This is a genomic window from Pseudomonas fluorescens (genome assembly GCF_001623525.1).
Lineage (GTDB): Bacteria > Pseudomonadota > Gammaproteobacteria > Pseudomonadales > Pseudomonadaceae > Aquipseudomonas > Aquipseudomonas fluorescens_Q.
Window position 1 is genome coordinate 3,030,655 of record NZ_CP015225.1, and the last position, 15,616, is coordinate 3,046,270.

The 15,616-nt window shown below is 60.2% G+C and carries 17 protein-coding genes; all 17 read right to left on the reverse strand.

The window, feature by feature from the left end:
• Positions 1 to 9: 9 nt before the first annotated feature.
• Entirely contained in the window at positions 10 to 381 is a 372-nt protein-coding gene (locus TK06_RS12945; RefSeq protein WP_003199125.1) for a chemotaxis response regulator CheY, read from the reverse strand.
• 167 nt (positions 382 to 548) lie between these two features.
• Positions 549 to 1,292 (reverse strand): RNA polymerase sigma factor FliA, encoded by a 744-nt coding sequence (fliA, locus tag TK06_RS12950; RefSeq protein ID WP_014337177.1) that lies wholly within the window; start codon positions 1,290 to 1,292, stop codon positions 549 to 551.
• Positions 1,289 to 2,119, reverse strand: a complete 831-nt coding sequence (gene fleN / locus TK06_RS12955; protein ID WP_003184001.1) for a flagellar synthesis regulator FleN — start codon at positions 2,117 to 2,119, stop codon at positions 1,289 to 1,291. The genes fliA and fleN overlap by 4 nt, the downstream gene beginning before the upstream one ends.
• Before the next feature lie 116 nt (positions 2,120 to 2,235).
• Positions 2,236 to 3,585, reverse strand: coding sequence for a flagellar biosynthesis protein FlhF (flhF, locus tag TK06_RS12960; protein ID WP_063322396.1), 1,350 nt, complete (start codon positions 3,583 to 3,585; stop codon positions 2,236 to 2,238).
• An 11-nt stretch (positions 3,586 to 3,596) separates the two neighbouring features.
• Positions 3,597 to 5,726 (reverse strand): flagellar biosynthesis protein FlhA, encoded by a 2,130-nt coding sequence (gene flhA / locus TK06_RS12965; protein WP_063325144.1) that lies wholly within the window; start codon positions 5,724 to 5,726, stop codon positions 3,597 to 3,599.
• Positions 5,727 to 6,066: 340 nt separating this feature from the next.
• On the reverse strand, positions 6,067 to 7,203 hold the full coding sequence (gene flhB / locus TK06_RS12970) for a flagellar biosynthesis protein FlhB (protein ID WP_063322397.1): 1,137 nt from the start codon (positions 7,201 to 7,203) through the stop codon (positions 6,067 to 6,069).
• A 3-nt stretch (positions 7,204 to 7,206) separates the two neighbouring features.
• On the reverse strand, positions 7,207 to 7,989 hold the full coding sequence (gene fliR, locus TK06_RS12975; protein WP_063322398.1) for a flagellar biosynthetic protein FliR: 783 nt from the start codon (positions 7,987 to 7,989) through the stop codon (positions 7,207 to 7,209).
• A 4-nt stretch (positions 7,990 to 7,993) separates the two neighbouring features.
• Positions 7,994 to 8,263 (reverse strand): flagellar biosynthesis protein FliQ, encoded by a 270-nt coding sequence (fliQ, locus tag TK06_RS12980; RefSeq protein ID WP_014337170.1) that lies wholly within the window; start codon positions 8,261 to 8,263, stop codon positions 7,994 to 7,996.
• A gap of 23 nt (positions 8,264 to 8,286) precedes the next feature.
• A complete protein-coding gene (gene fliP, locus TK06_RS12985) occupies positions 8,287 to 9,036 on the reverse strand; it encodes a flagellar type III secretion system pore protein FliP (RefSeq protein ID WP_003199111.1) in 750 nt (249 codons plus the stop codon).
• A complete protein-coding gene (fliO, locus tag TK06_RS12990; RefSeq protein ID WP_063325145.1) occupies positions 9,036 to 9,446 on the reverse strand; it encodes a flagellar biosynthetic protein FliO in 411 nt (136 codons plus the stop codon). The genes fliP and fliO overlap by 1 nt, the downstream gene beginning before the upstream one ends.
• 27 nt (positions 9,447 to 9,473) lie before the next feature.
• Entirely contained in the window at positions 9,474 to 9,932 is a 459-nt protein-coding gene (gene fliN / locus TK06_RS12995) for a flagellar motor switch protein FliN (RefSeq protein WP_003199107.1), read from the reverse strand.
• A 72-nt stretch (positions 9,933 to 10,004) separates the two neighbouring features.
• Complete coding sequence (gene fliM / locus TK06_RS13000; protein ID WP_003184019.1) at positions 10,005 to 10,973, reverse strand: flagellar motor switch protein FliM; 969 nt, start codon at positions 10,971 to 10,973, stop codon at positions 10,005 to 10,007.
• 9 nt (positions 10,974 to 10,982) lie between these two features.
• Positions 10,983 to 11,486 (reverse strand): flagellar basal body-associated protein FliL, encoded by a 504-nt coding sequence (fliL, locus tag TK06_RS13005; RefSeq protein ID WP_013692537.1) that lies wholly within the window; start codon positions 11,484 to 11,486, stop codon positions 10,983 to 10,985.
• Between the two features lie 232 nt (positions 11,487 to 11,718).
• The gene (locus TK06_RS13010) at positions 11,719 to 13,092 is read right to left on the reverse strand and encodes a flagellar hook-length control protein FliK (RefSeq protein ID WP_063322399.1); all 1,374 of its coding nucleotides are present in this window, start codon (positions 13,090 to 13,092) and stop codon (positions 11,719 to 11,721) included.
• Positions 13,093 to 13,180: 88 nt separating this feature from the next.
• Positions 13,181 to 13,525, reverse strand: a complete 345-nt coding sequence (locus tag TK06_RS13015; RefSeq protein ID WP_063322400.1) for an Hpt domain-containing protein — start codon at positions 13,523 to 13,525, stop codon at positions 13,181 to 13,183.
• Between the two features lie 31 nt (positions 13,526 to 13,556).
• Complete coding sequence (locus tag TK06_RS13020; protein ID WP_063322401.1) at positions 13,557 to 15,263, reverse strand: ATP-binding SpoIIE family protein phosphatase; 1,707 nt, start codon at positions 15,261 to 15,263, stop codon at positions 13,557 to 13,559.
• Positions 15,264 to 15,268: 5 nt separating this feature from the next.
• Complete coding sequence (locus tag TK06_RS13025) at positions 15,269 to 15,574, reverse strand: STAS domain-containing protein (protein WP_053182985.1); 306 nt, start codon at positions 15,572 to 15,574, stop codon at positions 15,269 to 15,271.
• Positions 15,575 to 15,616: the final 42 nt, after the last annotated feature.

Sequence of the window (15,616 nt, forward strand, 5' to 3'; positions counted from 1 at the left end):
GTGGCGCCGTTAACCGATGCGTTCGAAGATTTTTTCGATCTTCTCTTTCAACGCCTGGGCCGTGAAGGGTTTGACCACATAGCCGTTTACACCGGCCTGGGCCGCTTCGATGATCTGCTCGCGCTTGGCTTCGGCAGTGACCATCAGCACCGGCAGATGCTTGAGTTTTTCGTCGGCACGCACCTGGCGCAACAGGTCGATACCGGTCATGCCCGGCATGTTCCAGTCGGTGACCAGGAAATCGAAGTTGCCACTGTGCAACATCGGGAGCGCAGTGGTCCCGTCATCTGCTTCGGCCGTGTTGGTGAACCCAAGGTCACGCAACAGGTTTTTTATGATCCGCCGCATCGTTGAGAAGTCATCAACGATGAGGATTTTCATGTTCTTGTCCAATTCGACCTCCAAGCAGTCTTAAACGCGCCCAGCACCTGGACGCGCCATTTCAATCAATCCGGCACAACACTCGACAACGGTCTGGAGCACAACGGATGGAGACTGGTACAGCACCTGCCAGGCCAGCCTCGTTCGCAGTGTCCCCACACTGCCTGTCAACGCGCTCGCCACTCCCCCAAACGCCCCCGCAAACGGGCCGCGCACTGGCTGTGTAACTGGCTGACCCGCGATTCGCTGACCCCCAGGACCTCACCGATTTCCTTGAGGTTCAGCTCTTCGTCGTAGTACAGCGCCAAGACCAGCCGCTCACGCTCCGGCAAATTGGCAATCGCATCCGCCAGCGCGCTCTGGAAACGTTCATCTTCCAGGTCACGCGACGGCTCCATGTGAGCACTTGCATTATCCTCGTGCAGCCCTTCATGTTCGCCGTCCTGCAACAGGTCGTCGAAACTGAACAGGCGACTGCCCAAGGTATCGTTCAAAATCCCGTAATAATCGTCGAGACTCAACTGGAGTTCGGCCGCAACCTCGTGATCTTTAGCGTCACGCCCGGTTTTAGCTTCAATTGCCCGAATTGCATCACTGACCATGCGCGTATTGCGGTGTACCGAACGCGGCGCCCAATCGCCCTTGCGGACTTCATCGAGCATCGCACCGCGAATGCGAATACCGGCATACGTCTCGAAACTCGCGCCCTTGCTCGCGTCGTATTTGTTCGACACTTCGAGCAGGCCGATCATGCCCGCCTGGATCAAGTCCTCGACCTGGACACTGGCCGGCAACCGCGCCAGCAAGTGATAGGCGATACGCTTGACCAGTGGCGCGTAACGCTCGATCAATTCGTATTGGGCGTCCCGTGCCGATTTTTTGTAGAGATGGTTGTAACCGCTGGCTGTCATAGCACGGGCCCTGCTGTTTGTTGCACAAGACGCTCGACGAAAAATTCCAGATGCCCGCGAGGGTTGGCCGGCAGTGGCCAGGTATCGACCTTCTGGGCGATTGCCTTGAACGCCAGCGCGCATTTGGAACGTGGAAAGGCTTCATAAACGGCACGTTGCTTCTGGACGGCCTTGCGTACGCTTTCGTCGTAAGGCACTGCGCCGACGTATTGTAGGGCGACGTCCAGGAAACGATCCGTGACCTTTGTCAACTTGGCGAACAGGTTGCGTCCTTCCTGCGGGCTCTGGGCCATGTTGGCCAGGACGCGGAAGCGGTTCATGCCATAGTCGCGGTTAAGCAACTTGATCAGGGCATAGGCGTCGGTGATGGACGTCGGTTCGTCGCAGACCACCAGCAGCACTTCCTGGGCCGCGCGGACAAAACTGACGACCGAGTCACCGATACCGGCTGCGGTGTCGATCACCAGCACATCGAGGTTGTCGCCGATGTCGCTGAAAGCCTGGATCAGGCCCGCGTGCTGGGCCGGGGTCAGGTGAACCATGCTCTGGGTGCCTGAGGCAGCCGGTACGATGCGAATCCCGCCCGGCCCCTGCAACAACACGTCACGCAGCTCACAGCGCCCTTCAATCACGTCCGCCAGCGTGCGTTTGGGTGTAAGCCCCAACAACACGTCGACGTTCGCCAGGCCCAGGTCGGCGTCCAGCAGCATGACCCGTCGGCCAAGCTCTGCCAGAGCCAGGGACAAGTTCACTGACACGTTAGTCTTCCCGACGCCACCTTTGCCGCCGGTCACCGCGATCACCTGTACGGGATGCATGCTGCCCATGTTCGTTCTTTACCTTGTCTTACTTAGACGGAGGCCACATTACTGGCTGCGCGTTCACATACGGAACAATGCATGGCAGACCATCGATGTAGGTACAAAAAATATTCATGATTACCTCAGCCGACCTGCTTGGTCGGGCTGTGGTAGATATCAGCGAACATATCAGCCATGGCTTCTTCGCTGGGTTCTTCCTGCATTTGCACACTCACGGCACGACTGACCAGTTGATGACGGCGCGGCAGATGCAAATCATCCGGGATCCGCGGCCCGTCGGTCAGGTAGGCCACCGGTAATTCATGACCGATCGCCAGGCTCAACACCTCGCCCAGGCTTGCCGTTTCGTCCAGCTTAGTCAGGATGCAGCCGGCCAGCCCGCAGCGTTTGTAGCTGTGGTATGCGGCGGTTAGAACCTGTTTCTGGCTGGTGGTTGCCAATACGAGATAATTTTTTGACTTGATACCGCGTCCGGCCAGGCTTTCGAGCTGCATGCGCAGGGCTGGATCGCTGGCTTGCAGGCCTGCGGTATCGATCAGTACGACGCGTTTGCGCAGCAGCGGCTCCAGCGCCTGGGCCAGGGACTGACCCGGATCCACATGGGTCACCGACACATTGAGGATCCGGCCGAGGGTCTTGAGCTGCTCCTGGGCACCGATGCGGAAACTGTCCATGCTCACCAGGGCAATGCTCTGGGCGCCGTACTTGAGTACATACCGGGCGGCGAGCTTGGCCAGGGTGGTGGTCTTGCCCATGCCGGCAGGACCGACCATGGCAATTACCCCGCCCTCTTCCAACGGCTCGACTTCCGGGGTCGCGATCATCCGCGCCAAGTGCGCCAGCAGCATGCGCCAGGCCTGACGAGGCTCCTCGATATCATTGATCAGCGCCAGCAGGTCCCGGGACAACGGGCCGGACAGGCCGATGCGTTGCAGGCGACGCCACAGGTTGGCCTGGGCTGGACGGCTGCCTTGCAGTTGGTTCCAGGCCAGGGAGCCGAGCTGGACTTCCATCAGCTCACGCAGGCTGTTGAGTTCAAAGCGCATCGAATCCAGGGCCCGCGGATCGACACCCCGGGCAGGCGCTGCGGGCGCCGGCTCAGGACGACGCGGTTCGGCGTGGGCCTGCTCGATCAGCGGTTCGGCAGCGGTCAACGGCAGGCCGGCCGTCAGCGGCTGACCGGCAAACAATTGACGATTGGTGCCTGCCGCGCCCTCGCCTTCGCTGCTGCGCAGGCTCAGCTCGGCCTGGGCGCTGGCGATGCGCGATTGGGTCTTGCGCAGCTCGTCTTCAAGTTCCATGTTCGGAACCCGGGGAGCCAGCGCCGACAATTTATAATCCAGAGCAGCCGTCAGTTCGACACCGCCAGCGATCCGGCGATTACCGATGATGGCCGCTTCAGCGCCCAGCTCGTCACGAACCAGCTTCATGGCCTGACGCATATCGGCGGCGAAAAAACGCTTCACTTGCATAAACCACTACCTCAGCCGTTGGGCCCTACTGTCGCAACGATGGTCACTTGCTTGTTGTCCGGTATTTCCTGGTACGCCAGCACATGCAGCCCCGGGACCGCGAGGCGCCCGAATCGCGAGAGCATCGCGCGAATCGGACCGGCCACCAGCAGGATCACCGGTTGGCCTTGCATCTCTTGCCGCTGGGCTGCTTCGATCAGCGAACGCTGCAGCTTCTCGGCCATGCTTGGCTCCAGCAGAACACCCTCTTCCGAGCCTTGTCCTGCCTTCTGCAGACTATTGAGCAATATCTGTTCCAACCTTGGCTCCAAGGTGATCACAGGCAGCTCAGACTCAGTGCCTACAATGCTTTGGACGATTGCGCGGGACACGCCGACCCGAACCGCAGCCACCAGGGCGGCGGTATCTTGACTCTTGGAAGCGTTGTTGGCGATAGCCTCGGCAATACTGCGTATGTCGCGCACGGGCACTTGTTCGGCCAACAGCGCCTGCAGCACCTTGAGCAACTGCGACAACGAAACCACACCCGGCACCAGCTCTTCGGCCAGCTTCGGCGAGCCTTTGGCCAGTACTTGCAGGAGTTGCTGGACTTCTTCGTGGCCGATCAGCTCGCTGGAGTGCTTGTACAGGATCTGGTTCAAATGGGTGGCCACCACCGTACTGGCGTCCACCACGGTATAGCCGAGGGACTGCGCCTGGGCCCGTTGGCTGATTTCGATCCACACCGCTTCCAGGCCGAAAGCCGGATCCTTGGCGGTGATGCCGTTGAGGCTGCCGTAGACCTGCCCTGGGTTGATCGCCAACTCGCGGTCGGGGTAGATCTCGGCTTCGGCCAGGATCACCCCCATCAGCGTCAGGCGATAGGCACTCGGCGCCAGATCGAGGTTGTCGCGGATATGCACGGTGGGCATCAGGAAGCCCAGGTCTTGGGAGAGCTTCTTGCGCACCCCCTTGATCCGCGCCAGCAACTGACCACCCTGATTGCGGTCGACCAATGGAATCAGGCGATAACCGACTTCCAGGCCGATCATGTCGATTGGCGTCACGTCATCCCAGCCCAGTTCCTTGGTTTCCATGGCGCGGGCCGGCGACGGCAGCAGTTCCTGCTGACGCTTGACCTCTTGCAGGGCCTGGACTTTCTGCGCGTTCTGCTTTTTCCAGAACAGGTAGGCACCACCCGCTGCGGCGGCGGCCATGGTCAAGAAGGAAATGTGCGGCATGCCTGGCACCAGGCCCATCACCGCCATCAGACCGGCGGCAACGGCCAGGGCCTTGGGCGAGGCGAACATCTGCCGGCCGATCTGCTTGCCCATGTCTTCGGAGCCCGAAGCACGGGTCACCATGATCGCGGCCGCTGTGGATAACAACAGTGATGGCAATTGCGCCACCAAACCGTCACCGATAGTCAACAAGGCGTAGACCTTGCCGGCGTCGCCAAACGTCATGTTGTGCTGGAAGATACCGACGGCCATGCCGCCGATCAGGTTGATGAACAGAATAAGCAAACCGGCGATGGCGTCACCGCGTACGAATTTGCTGGCACCGTCCATGGAACCGTAGAACTCGGCCTCCTGGGCCACTTCCAGACGACGCAGCTTGGCCTGGCCCTGGTCGATCAGGCCGGCGTTGAGGTCGGCGTCGATCGCCATTTGCTTGCCGGGCATCGCATCGAGGGTAAAACGCGCACTCACCTCGGAAATCCGCCCGGCGCCCTTGGTCACCACGACGAAGTTGATGATCATCAAGATGGCGAAGACCACGATACCGACCACGTAGTTGCCGCCGATCACCACCTCACCGAAGGCCTGGATCACCTTGCCGGCGGCAGCGTGCCCGTCCTGACCATGGAGCATGACCACCCGGGTGGATGCCACGTTCAGCGCCAGGCGCAACAGCGTGGCCACCAGCAGAATGGTCGGGAATACGGCGAAATCCAGCGGCCGCAGGGCGTATACACACACCAGCAGCACAACGATCGACAGAGCGATGTTGAACGTGAAGAACACGTCCAGCAGGAACGGCGGCACCGGCAGCATCATCATGGCGAGCATGACCAGCAGCAACAGCGGCACGCCCAGATTACCCCGGCTGAGGTCTACGACATTGCTGCGCGCGGTGCTGAACAACTGAGAGCGATCCACCAATATTCCCCGTTCCTGTGAAGCAAACTTTTGACGCCCCGGACGGGCGCAGACGGGGTATTGCAAGAAGCCTTCCAACTTTGGCCGCAGGTAGGAACAGAGGGCGCTACAGGAAAAATCATGCCCCGCCGAACGCAGAACCTGTGGTGAGGGGATTTATCCCCGACGGGCTGCGAAGCGGCCCCTGAATCTGGGATATTCAGGTATGCCTGGGGAATTGAGTGGGTCTGGTTTGGGGCCGCTTCGCAGCCCAGCGGGGATAAATCCCCTCGCCACAGGGGCCACCGTACCCCCGCTCCAAACAGTTCTGCACCTGGTTCAACGCCTGCAATAGCCAGACTCAGGAATCCCGTCGCAAATCCGGCGGAATCGGCAAATCCTTGAGTGGCTCGGGGCGTTTGCCCTTGCCGGCGCGGTGTTGGCGGATCTGGTAGACGTAGGCCAGCACTTGGGCCACAGCCAGGTACAGGCCGCCAGGGATTTCCTGATCGAGTTCGGTGGAGTAGTAAATCGATCGCGCCAGGGCCGGGGATTCGAGCAACATCACTTCATTGGCCACGGCGATTTCACGGATTTTCAGTGCCAGGAAGTCACTGCCCTTGGCCAGCAACACCGGAGCGTTGCCTTTCTCGGGGTCGTACTTGAGGGCAACGGCGTAGTGAGTCGGGTTGGTGATGACCACATCGGCGTCGGGGATCGCCGCCATCATCCGCCGCTGGGACACCTCGCGCTGCAACTGACGGATCCGCTGCTTGACCTCCGGCTTGCCCTCCTGGTCCTTGTGCTCGTCGCGTATCTCCTGCTTGGTCATCATCAACTTCTGCTTGCTCTGATACAGCTGGATCGGCACGTCGATGGCGGCGATCAGGATCAGGCCGCAGGCCATCCACAATGTGCTCCAGCCCACCAGCTGCACACTATGGATAATGGCCTGCTCCAGAGGCTCATGGGCGATGCGCAACAGGTCGTCAATGTCGGACTGCAAGACGGTGAGCGCCACAAACAGAATCAGCAGGAATTTCCCAAAAGCCTTGAGCAGCTCCATCAGCGCCGTAGTAGAAAACATACGTTTGATGCCGGCGGCCGGATTCATCCGACTGAATTTAGGGGCCAAGCTCTTGCCGGCGAACAGCCAGCCACCGAGGGAAATAGGGCCGATGATGGCAGCCAACAACAAGAAGAGCAGGACTGGCTGTACCGACAGAATCGCAATTTTCCCCGAGTGCAGCAGATACTGCCCCATCGCTCCCGGACTCAGCAGCACTTCACGGGGCAGGGAGAAATTCAGCCGCATGATTTCCAGCAAGTCCAAAGCCAACCCACCACCATAAATCAGCAACCCACCCGCCCCGGCCAGCATCACCGCCAGCGTGTTGAGCTCCTTGGATCGGGCAATCTCACCCTTTTCCCGGGACTCGCGCAGGCGTTTTTCCGTGGGGTCTTCTGTCTTGTCCTGACCACTCTCGCTCTCGGCCATGGTTCAGCGCGCCTGTGCCATGTCGCGTAAAAGCTGCAAGGCCTGGGTGGCCAGCGGCTGATACTGGTTGAGGATATCCCCCAGGCTGACCCAGAAAATCACCATGCCCAGCACAAGGGTGAGCGGGAAACCAATGGAGAAAATATTCAACTGCGGCGCCGCGCGGGTCATCACGCCAAACGCGATGTTGACGATCAGCAACGCGGTGATTGCCGGCAATACCAGCACCATCGCCGCACCCAGGACCCAGCCGAGCTTGCCGGCGATTTCCCAGAAATGATTGACCAGCAACGCACTGCCCACCGGCATCGTGGTGAAACTCTCGGTCAACACCTCGAACACCACCAGATGCCCGTTCATGGCGAGGAACAACAGAGTCACCAGCATCGTCAGGAACTGACCGATCACCGCCGTGTTGACGCCGTTGGTAGGGTCGATCATGGACGCGAAGGCCATGCCCATCTGGATCGAGATGATTTGCCCGGCCACCACGAAGGCCTGGAAGAACAGCTGCAGCGAAAACCCCATCAAGGCGCCGATGAGGATCTGCTCGGCGATCAACATCAGGCCGCTGAGATCCAAGGCATTGACCGGCGGCATCGGTGGTAACCCAGGCGCAATGACCACCGTGATGGCCAAGGCGAAATACAGCCGCACGCGGGTCGGCACCAGGGTCGTACCGAAGACCGGCATGCTCATCAGCACCGCGGTGACGCGAAACAGCGGCAGGATGAACGACGCCACCCAGGTACTGATCTGGGTGTCCGTCAGCGCGAGCATCGACATGGGGTCAGCCGATCAACTGCGGAATACTGCCATACAGCTGCAGGATGTATTCCATGAAGGTTTGTACCAGCCAGGGGCCAGCAACGATCAGCGTCACCAGCATCACCAGCAGGCGCGGCAGGAAGCTCAAGGTCTGTTCGTTGATCTGGGTCGCGGCCTGGAACATTGCCACCAGCAACCCCACCAGCAGACTGGGGATCACCAGGATGGCAACCATTATGGTCGTCAGCCAGAGTGCTTCACGGAACAGGTCTACCGCTACTTCAGGCGTCATATCGCCCTCCCCGCACAAAAGGCCTAAACACCGCCGAAACTGCCCGCCAGGGTACCGATGATCAGCGCCCAGCCATCCACCAGCACAAACAGCATGATCTTGAACGGCAGGGAAATGATCAGCGGAGAGAGCATCATCATGCCCATGGCCATCAGGATACTGGCGACCACCAGGTCAATGATCAGGAACGGGATGAAAATCATGAAGCCGATCTGGAACGCGGTCTTGAGTTCAGAGGTCACGAACGCTGGCACCAGGATGGTCAGCGGCGCCTGGTCGGCACTGGGGATATCGGTGCGCTTGGACAGGCGCATGAACAGCTCCAGGTCGCTGCTGCGGGTCTGGGCCAGCATGAAATCCTTGATCGGCACTTCAGCCTTGGCCACGGCATCCTGGGCGGTGATTTTTTCTGCCAGGTAAGGTTGCAGCGCATCCTGGTTCACCCGGTCGAACACCGGCGCCATGATGAACATGGTCAAAAACAGCGCCATACCGGTGAGGATCTGGTTCGAGGGGGTCTGTTGCAGGCCCAGGGCCTGGCGCAGGATCGAAAAGACAATGATGATCCGGGTGAAGCTGGTCATCAGCATGACGAACGCCGGGATGAAGCTCAGCGCGGTCATGATCAGCAGGATCTGCAGGCTGACCGAGTATTCCTGGGCCCCTTCGGCGTTGGTTCCGAGGGTGATCGCCGGGATCGACAGCGGATCGGCGGCGAACGCCAACGGTGCGGCCAGCATCAAGGCCAATGCCAACAGAATGCGCAATGGCATTACTTTTTATCCTTCTGGTCTTTACCCAACAGTTCCATGAGGCGCTGGGCAAATTCGGGGCTGGCCTGCTCGGCGGAGGGCACCTGCACCGGCTCCTTGAGGACGTGCAAGGCGGTGATGGTACCCGGGCTCAAGCCGAGCAGGATCTGCTCGTTACCGACCTGTACCAGCACCAGCCGGTCGCGCGGTCCGAGCGCGCGGGAACCGACGATGTCGATGACCTGCCCCTTGCCAGCCGGCCCCGCCTGCTGCACACGCCGCAACAACCAGGCGAGAAAGAAGATCAAGCCCAGAACCAGCAGCAAGCCGAGCACCAACTGCGCCAATTGCCCGGCGATACCACTGCCTGCTACCGGCGCAGCGGCGGCCGTGGCAACCGGTTCGGCCGCCAGCACACTCAATGGCAGCATCGCGGCTGCAGCGAAGAAACCTTTCACTCAGCGCAACTTCTTGATGCGTTCGCTCGGGCTGATCACGTCCGTCAGGCGAATGCCGAACTTCTCATTGACCACCACCACTTCGCCATGGGCGATCAAGGTGCCGTTGACCAGTACGTCGAGCGGCTCGCCGGCCAGGCGGTCCAGTTCGATCACCGAACCCTGGTTGAGCTGCAGCAGGTTGCGGATGTTGATGTCGGTGCTGCCCACTTCCATGGAGATCGACACCGGGATATCGAGGATCACATCCAGGTTCGGACCATCGAGCGTCACCGGCTCATGACTCTTCGGCACGCTGCCAAATTCTTCCATCTGCAGGCGACTGGACGCATGGGCGCCAGTGTCGGCGGCCAGCAAGGCGTCGATGTCGGCTTGCCCGGCATCGCCGGTTTCTTCCAGGGCCGCGGCCCATTCGTCGGCCAGCGCCTGGTCATCCTGGGTATTCATATCGTCAGCCATCATGTTTCCTCGGCGGGCAAAAATTCAGTTAGAAGCAAAAAACCGTTACAAACTTAAGGCGTTCGACACCGCTCAGCGGCGTTCGATCGGCTCGATCACCTGCAACGCCAGGTTGCCTTTGTGAGAGCCCATCTTGACCTTGAAGGCCGGCACGCCATTGGCGCGCATGATCATGTCTTCCGGCATCTCTACGGGGATGATGTCCCCCGGCTGCATGTGCAGGATGTCCCGCAGGCGCAGTTGCCGGCGAGCGACCGTCGCACCGATCGGCACGTCGACATCCAGCACGTCCTGGCGCAAGGCATTGATCCAGCGCTCGTCCTGATCGTCGAGGTCCGACTGGAAACCGGCGTCGAGCATTTCACGCACCGGCTCGATCATCGAGTACGGCATGGTCACGTGCAGATCGCCGCCACCGCCATCGAGTTCGATGTGGAAGGTCGAGACCACAATGGCCTCGCTCGGGCCGACAATGTTGGCCATGGCCGGGTTCACTTCCGAGTTGATGTACTCGAAGTTCACTTCCATGATCGCCTGCCAGGCTTCCTTCAAGTCGACGAAGGCCTGCTCCAGCACCATGCGCACCACCCGCAACTCGGTTGGGGTGAATTCCCGACCTTCGATCTTGGCGTGACGGCCGTCACCACCGAAGAAGTTGTCCACCAGCTTGAACACCAACTTGGCGTCAAGGATGAACAACGCGGTGCCGCGCAACGGCTTGATCTTCACCAGGTTGAGGCTGGTGGGCACGTACAGCGAGTGCACGTACTCACCGAACTTCATCACCTGCACGCCACCGACGGCCACATCGGCCGAACGGCGCAGCATGTTGAACATGCTGATGCGGGTGTAGCGGGCGAAACGTTCGTTGATCATTTCCAGGGTCGGCATGCGTCCGCGCACGATGCGATCCTGGCTGGTCAGGTCGTAGCTTTTGACGCTGCCCGGTTCAGCAGCGTTTTCGGTCTGTACCAGACCGTCGTCGACACCATGCAACAGCGCATCGATTTCGTCCTGGGACAGCAGGTCCTGCACGGCCATGTCGTGTTCCTACTGCAATACGAAGTTAGTGAAGAGCAACTGTTCGATCACCACTTTGCCAAGCTCTTTCTGAGCGACTTCCTGCACGCTGGCCGTGGCTTTCTGACGCAACATTTCCTGGCCGACCGGGGTGGCCAGGGTGTCGAAATTCTGTCCGGAAAACAGCATCACCAGATTATTGCGGATCAGGGGCATGTGCACCCGCAGCGCCTCCAGGTCAGCCTGGTTGCGACCCAGCAGGGTAATGCTCACCTGCATGTAGCGTTGACGACCGTTCTGGGTGTAGTTGGCCACGAAGGCTGGCGCCATCGGTTCGAAAATCGCCGGCTGCTTGCCCACTGGCGCAGCTTCGACCGCCACTGCCGGCTTGCTTTGAGCGCTGTGCATGAAATACCAGGTCGCGCCCACAGATACACCGATCGCCAGGAGCAAACCCACCACGATCATGATGATCAGCTTGAGTTTGCCTTTGGTTGCAGGGTCTTTTACAGCTGCTGCTTCACTCTTCGCCATGCCAATAATCCGTCACTAATCGGGGTTTTCACTGTTGCACGGCAAGGCTGGAGCAAGTGTTATGCCAGAAGTGGCAAGAGAGAAGATGGCGGGCCGGATGCAATCTTTGATCGCCCTGAAACCAATGTGGGAGCGAGCTTGCTCGCGATAGCGAAGGATCAGTTACCTGCAAGGTAACTGACAAGCCGCTATCGCGAGCAAGCTCGCTCCCACTGAGGGGGGGGCTGTGACATCAGGCGTAGTAGTCGACCGCACTGGAGCCAATGACGCTGGTGGTACTGGCCGCCACTTCCGCAACGCTGGCCGGCAGGTGTTCATCCGCCGAGTCCACTCGCCCACCGGACGACGTCGTGCGCCCGGCCTGGGCTTGCTGCTGGGCCTGCTGCCCCTGGTTCTGCGAGCCTCGGGATTGATCGGACACGCTGACATCGACCTGGCCCATGCCCTGCTGGGCGAAACTGTCCCGCAAGCGATGCATCTGACCCTCGAGAGCTTCGCGAACGCCGGAGTGGGCACTCATGAACGTGACCTGGGTCTGCTGGTCCGGAACCATGTTCACCCGGATATCCAGGCGTCCGAGTTCGGCGGGTTGCAGCTGGATGTCGGCCGCCTTGAGATTGACGCTGGACAGGTACATCACCCGGTTGACCACCTCTTCGGTCCAACCGCTCTGATTCATCGCGATAGGTTGATTGACCGGCACCGCGTTGGCGGTCTTGGGCGTAGCAGCCTGGGTCAGTGCGGCCAGGCGGTTGGCGAAATCGTCCACGCGAGTATCACTGGAAGCGGCGCTCAGGTCCTTGAGGCCCTCGCTGATCAAGCCGCCGAATGCCTTGTCACCGCCCTGGCTACCGGACTCGGTACTGTTCTGGTCGGCCTGCACGGTGAGCATGCTCGCCATGCCTGCGGCGAAGGTCTGCGCCGAAGTCGGCTCACCGTCGAGCGACGCCGGGGCAGCAGTCTTGGATTGCGCCTGGCTGGAGGCGGAAACATGACCGCCCTGTTCCATCGCCAACCGCAAGGCGGGCAATGCGTCGAGCGGGTCGGCTTCAGGGTCAAAGGCTGGGTCGGCCTCCGGGACCACCGCAGCCTGGACTGGCGCAACCGGCGGGGCAAGCGGTGCCGCGACGGCTGTGGTGACCTGAGTCTCGGTCGTGGCCACAGGCGCAGGTTCCGGCGCGATTGTCGCCACCGGCACCGTCACGTCGGGTAGCAATCCTGGATCAAGGCTCGGATCGACGGGTGAAGCCTCCGCCACTGGCGTCTCAGCCGAATCAGCCTTGTCGTCACTGGCAGTCTTGTCGTCGGCGCTAACCGATTTGTCCGCGGGCAAGGGTTTGCCGCTATCGGCAACCGTCGGTTCCGAGGTGGCAGGGGTTTGGTTGCCGGTGTCTTTTTTGACGGTGTTACTGGAAGCGTTGTCGCGCGCCGATTTCACTGGTGGCTCAGGGGCCGCCGCAGCCTTGTCAGGCGCCTGCTTGGCGAAGACTTGAGCGAAGCTGGAGGCTCTATCCCCGAGATCCGGGGCCGCTGCCGGTGAATTGACGGCGGCCTTGGGCTTGGCCTGGACAGAGGCCTGAAGCAGTGTATTGGGGGTAACGGGCATAAAAAGGTCTCCGCTGCACTGGAATCATAGGTACAGTCGAGACTAGGCAATGCAAGGCACGGGCCAACGTCTGCCCGACCGTCAAATCTCAGCAGTGAAAGCCTTCGCGCTCTTCCCTGCAAAGCTTGCGAACATAAGCAAATTCGCTGTCGATTTCGTTGACCAGTTTCTCGATACCGCCCAATGACGGCTGCTTGGCACGTTGTTCCAGTTCGCCACACAGCTCGGCCAGACGGATAGCGCCCATGTTGCTGCTGCTGCCCTTGAAGCTATGGGCCGTGGCACTCAGTTTTTCAGCGTCCCGTGCCTCATGCAGCACGCGCAAGCGAGCCTCCGAGTCATTGAGAAACGTATCCAGCAACTCCAGATACCCCTCCTCCATGACTTCCTTCAGCGTGCTGAGGACGTCGCGGTCCAGATGAATCTCGTTCACTTGTTCACTCCCTGATCAAGAATGGCGCCGATTATGCCGGAGCCTCCCAGAAAAACTCCACGCGGGCACTACGACCATCGTCTGACCAACTGGCTTGGTGGCTCAACTGGCGTACCAGGCTCACGCCGCGCCCCGACAACCGATCAGTGTCCACAGGACGCGCCAGCACCCTGGCGACATCAAAACCCTCGCCACTGTCCTCGACCTCTATGGCCAGGCGACCACCGTCACCGCTTGGCGAGACATGCAAGTGCACCCGCACATAGCCGTCGCTCAGTTCATCCAGGCGCATGTTGCGCTCTCTGTAATAGCGGGCAAAACCCACTGCGTCACGCTTGAGGCTGGAGTCGAGCCCCAGCACCCCATGATCCAGGGCATTGGAATACAGCTCCGACATGACGCTGTAAAGGGCGCCACTTTGCACCCTGAGCCCATGGACCTCAAGTAACAACTGCAGCAAATAGGGCATCGGATTGAAGCGCTTGAGCGTCTGCGCCCGGAATTCGAAGCTCACCGACCAATCCAGAGGGCTGGACTGGCCGCTATCGGAATAGACCGGTGGCGGCGGATTGAGTTGCGTCGGGGCGACCAGTCGCAACTCGACCATGCTGAAGTCATCCCGCGACTCACCGCGAAAATCTCGCAAGGCCTGCTGGATGTCTTCAAACAGCAGGTCGGGTTCACGGTTGGCGGCAAACACCTGTTGCAGCCGTTCAACGCCAAACAGTTGCTCGTCTTCGTCAGTGGTATCGATCACGCCATCGGACAACAGGAACACCCGGTCACCCAGCGACATGGTATGCACTTCGGTGCGGTCATCGAATAATTGAGGGGTGAGCACGCCCAATGGCAGGTGACGCGCCGGCAATGGCGTACGCACGCCGCTGAGGCTGTCATGCAGGTATCCATCGGGCATGCCGCCGTTCCAGATCTCTACCGTGCAACGCTGGAAGCTCAGGCATAACAACGTCGCGCAACAGAACATGTCCACGGGCAGGATGCGTTTGAGCTTGGCATTCATCTCTCGCAGGATCTGCGCCAGGCCATAGCCTTTGGCAGTCATCCCGTAGAACACTTCCGCCAGCGGCATCGCGCCGACCGCCGCCGGCAAACCGTGGCCGGTGAAATCCCCCAGCAGGACGTGCATGTCGCCGGCCGGATTGAACGCTGCCAACAGCAGGTCACCGTTGAACAAGGCATAAGGCGATTGCAAGTAACGGATGTTCGGCGCACTCAGGCAGCCGGAGTGGGCGATCTTGTCGAACACGGCCTTGGCGACCCGTTGCTCGTTGAGCAAGTAGTCATGGTGCCGGGCAATCTGGTCGCGCTGCTCCACCACCGTGGCCTGCAACCGACGCAAACGGTCCATGGCCTTGATCTTGGCCGCCAGGATCACTTGGTTGTAGGGTTTGGCCAGGAAATCGTCGCCGCCCGCCTCCAGGCAACGGGCCAGGGCTTCGCTCTCGGTCAACGAGGTGAGGAAAATGATCGGGACCAACTGGTCCCCGGCCAACTGCTTGATTTTCTGCGCGGCTTCGAAGCCGTCCATTACCGGCATCATTGCGTCCATCAGCACCAGGTGCGGACGCTTTTCCAGATAGACGTCGACCGCTTCGGCGCCATCGGCCGCAGTGAGCACATGATGCCCCTGGCGGCGGACGATGGTCGACAACAGCAGTCGATCAGCGGCACTGTCTTCGGCAATCAGGACCGTCAGTGGCTCCGACGACGATTGCATGGCGATCAACTGATGTCGAACAGCTTGTCAAAATTGGAGATCGCAAGGATTTTCTTGACGTCGCTGCTGCTGTTGACGACCCGGATGTCCGACTCGTCGCCACCGGCATGATCACGTAACAGCAAGAGCATGCCCAAGGCGGAACTGTCGAGATAGGTGGCTTTCTTCAAATCCACCACAATGGACTCGGGCTTGTTATTGAGTCTCTCGTAAGACTCGCGAAACTCCTGGTGCCGTCCGAAATCGAATCGACCTTCGATCGAAATCGTCAATTTCTTCCCATCTTGGGATACTTCTGTAACGACTGACATGTTCAGCTTCCCTGTCATGGACATACGTGTACAAGGTGTAGC

Coding starts and splice junctions, on each gene's coding strand:
- fliN (WP_003199107.1), bottom strand. CDS start 9,932: ATGGCTGACGATATGAATACCCAGGATGACCAGGCGCTGGCCGACGAA.
- TK06_RS13010 (WP_063322399.1), bottom strand. CDS start 13,092: ATGCCCGTTACCCCCAATACACTGCTTCAGGCCTCTGTCCAGGCCAAG.
- fliA (WP_014337177.1), bottom strand. CDS start 1,292: ATGACAGCCAGCGGTTACAACCATCTCTACAAAAAATCGGCACGGGAC.
- fliM (WP_003184019.1), bottom strand. CDS start 10,973: ATGGCCGTGCAGGACCTGCTGTCCCAGGACGAAATCGATGCGCTGTTG.
- fliR (WP_063322398.1), bottom strand. CDS start 7,989: ATGTCGATGCTCGCGCTGACGGACACCCAGATCAGTACCTGGGTGGCG.
- fleN (WP_003184001.1), bottom strand. CDS start 2,119: ATGGGCAGCATGCATCCCGTACAGGTGATCGCGGTGACCGGCGGCAAA.
- TK06_RS13020 (WP_063322401.1), bottom strand. CDS start 15,263: ATGCAATCGTCGTCGGAGCCACTGACGGTCCTGATTGCCGAAGACAGT.
- flhF (WP_063322396.1), bottom strand. CDS start 3,585: ATGCAAGTGAAGCGTTTTTTCGCCGCCGATATGCGTCAGGCCATGAAG.
- fliP (WP_003199111.1), bottom strand. CDS start 9,036: ATGCCATTGCGCATTCTGTTGGCATTGGCCTTGATGCTGGCCGCACCG.
- fliO (WP_063325145.1), bottom strand. CDS start 9,446: ATGCTGCCATTGAGTGTGCTGGCGGCCGAACCGGTTGCCACGGCCGCC.
- fliL (WP_013692537.1), bottom strand. CDS start 11,486: ATGGCGAAGAGTGAAGCAGCAGCTGTAAAAGACCCTGCAACCAAAGGC.
- fliQ (WP_014337170.1), bottom strand. CDS start 8,263: ATGACGCCTGAAGTAGCGGTAGACCTGTTCCGTGAAGCACTCTGGCTG.
- flhB (WP_063322397.1), bottom strand. CDS start 7,203: ATGGCCGAGAGCGAGAGTGGTCAGGACAAGACAGAAGACCCCACGGAA.
- TK06_RS13025 (WP_053182985.1), bottom strand. CDS start 15,574: ATGTCAGTCGTTACAGAAGTATCCCAAGATGGGAAGAAATTGACGATT.
- TK06_RS12945 (WP_003199125.1), bottom strand. CDS start 381: ATGAAAATCCTCATCGTTGATGACTTCTCAACGATGCGGCGGATCATA.